General features: G+C 64.3%; 2 protein-coding genes and 1 pseudogene. All 3 read left to right on the forward strand.

The features are described from left to right. Positions 1-870 (forward strand): tripartite tricarboxylate transporter substrate binding protein (locus Q4E95_RS13385; RefSeq protein ID WP_303383770.1); only part of this gene is annotated, 870 nt, incomplete at its 5' end. Further along, entirely contained in the window at positions 867-1,433 is a 567-nt protein-coding gene (locus Q4E95_RS13390) for a tripartite tricarboxylate transporter TctB family protein (protein ID WP_303383771.1), read from the forward strand. The genes Q4E95_RS13385 and Q4E95_RS13390, both read left to right, overlap by 4 nt. Continuing rightward, a pseudogene (tctA, locus tag Q4E95_RS13395) lies at positions 1,434-1,823 on the forward strand (tripartite tricarboxylate transporter permease TctA); the annotation flags it as partial.

Raw genomic sequence — 1,823 nt, forward strand, 5'->3', positions numbered from 1 at the left:
TCGAGCATGACCATCATTGCCCCGGCCGCGGCCGGCGGCGGCTGGGACACCGTGGCCCGCGAGATGCAGCAGGCGCAGCGGGCGAACAGCATCATCAACAACACGCAGGTGGTGAACATGCCGGGCGCCGGCGGCACCATCGCGCTGGGCAACCTGTCCGTTCTGGACGGCGATGCGAACAACTTGATGGTCGGCGGCACCGGCCAGCTGGCCGCAACCATTCAGTACGATTCCGCCACCACGTACGACGACGTCAGCCCCCTGGCCGTCACGGTCGAGGAGTACGACGTGATCGTGGTTCCCGCCAACTCTCCCTATAAAACTCTTGACGACCTCATGAAGGCCTGGTCGCAGAACCCGGGCGATGTCCCGTGGACCGGCGGCGGCTCTTTCGACCAGCTGGTGGTCACCGAAATGGCCATTGCCGGCGGCATCAAACCGGCGGACATGATTTACGTGTCCTCGGACGGTGGCGGCGAGTCGACGCAGGCGCTGCTCAACGGCACCGTGGCCGCGGCGGCCAGCGGCTACCCGGATTCCATCGACCAGATCGAATCCGGCCGACTCCGCGCGCTCGCGATCGTGGCCGAGGAGCCCGTGGAGGGCGTCGACATTCCGACCACCGTCGACCAGGGCTACGACGTGACTCTGGCCAACTGGCGCATCCTGATGGCTCCCGGCGGCATCACCGATGACGAGAAACAAGAGCTGGAGAACATCGTGCTGGAAACGATCGGGACTCCCGAATGGGGCGAAGCCATCAAGCGATACAACTGGAATGAGAACGTGATCACCGGCGACGAGCTCACGCAGTTCATCAAGGACGAGACCGAGCGAATCACCGCCCTGTACAAGGAGTTGGGACTGTGAGTCACGCATCCGTTTCGGAATCCTCGGCGCCCGCGCCCTGGGCGGACTCCGCCCCCTCATCCGACCCAAGTTCGCGCTCGGCCGGCGCCCTACTGCGCGCCCTCATCATGCCGCTGGTGCTCGCCGCGTTCGCCACGTATCTGCTCGTGGGCATGCTGGTGATGGAAGTCCCGGATTCCGTGGACTTCCCCGGCCCGCGCTTCTTCCCGGCCATCATCACGGGCGTCATTTACGTCTTGGTGGCAGTGCAAGTCATCACCGTTGTCCGCCACTGGTCCAGCGGCACGTTGGGCGACACCGACGACGCCGCTCCCGCCACCTTTTCGTGGCGTTCGCTCATCTGGGTCATCGGCGGGTTCTTGGCCTTCTCCCTACTTCTCGAATTTCTGGGGTGGATCCTCGGAGCGGCGCTGCTGTTCTGGTGCGTGGCCCGCGGGTTCGGATCCAAACAGCCTTTGGTTTCACTGATCGTCGGACTGACGGTGAGCTCCATTGCGTACATTGCATTCGACATGGCACTGGGGCTCTCGCTGCCCTCCGGACTTCTTGGGGGTGGCTTCTAAATGGAGACTCTGTCCTTACTCATGGAGGGCTTCGCTGGAGCCCTCACCTGGCAGAACCTGTTCTGGGTGGTGCTGGGTTGTTTCCTGGGCACCGCCGTGGGCGTCATGCCCGGCCTGGGCTCCTCCATGGCCGTGGCTCTGCTCTTGCCCGTGACCTTCGCCCTGGAGCCCACCGCGGCGTTCATCATGTTCTCCGGCGTGTACTTCGGTGGCCTGTTCGGTGACTCCACCATGGGCATCCTCATGAACACTCCGGGGCAGGCGTCTGCCATTGCCTCAACGTTCGAGGGGCACAAGATGGCCCTGAATGGGCGCGCCCCGCAGGCACTCGCTACCGCAGCCATCGGTGCATTCGTGGGTGGCTTCATCGCCTCCGGAGTGGTGGTGTTC

This window comes from Kocuria sp., from assembly GCF_030536815.1.
Lineage (GTDB): Bacteria > Actinomycetota > Actinomycetes > Actinomycetales > Micrococcaceae > Kocuria > Kocuria gwangalliensis.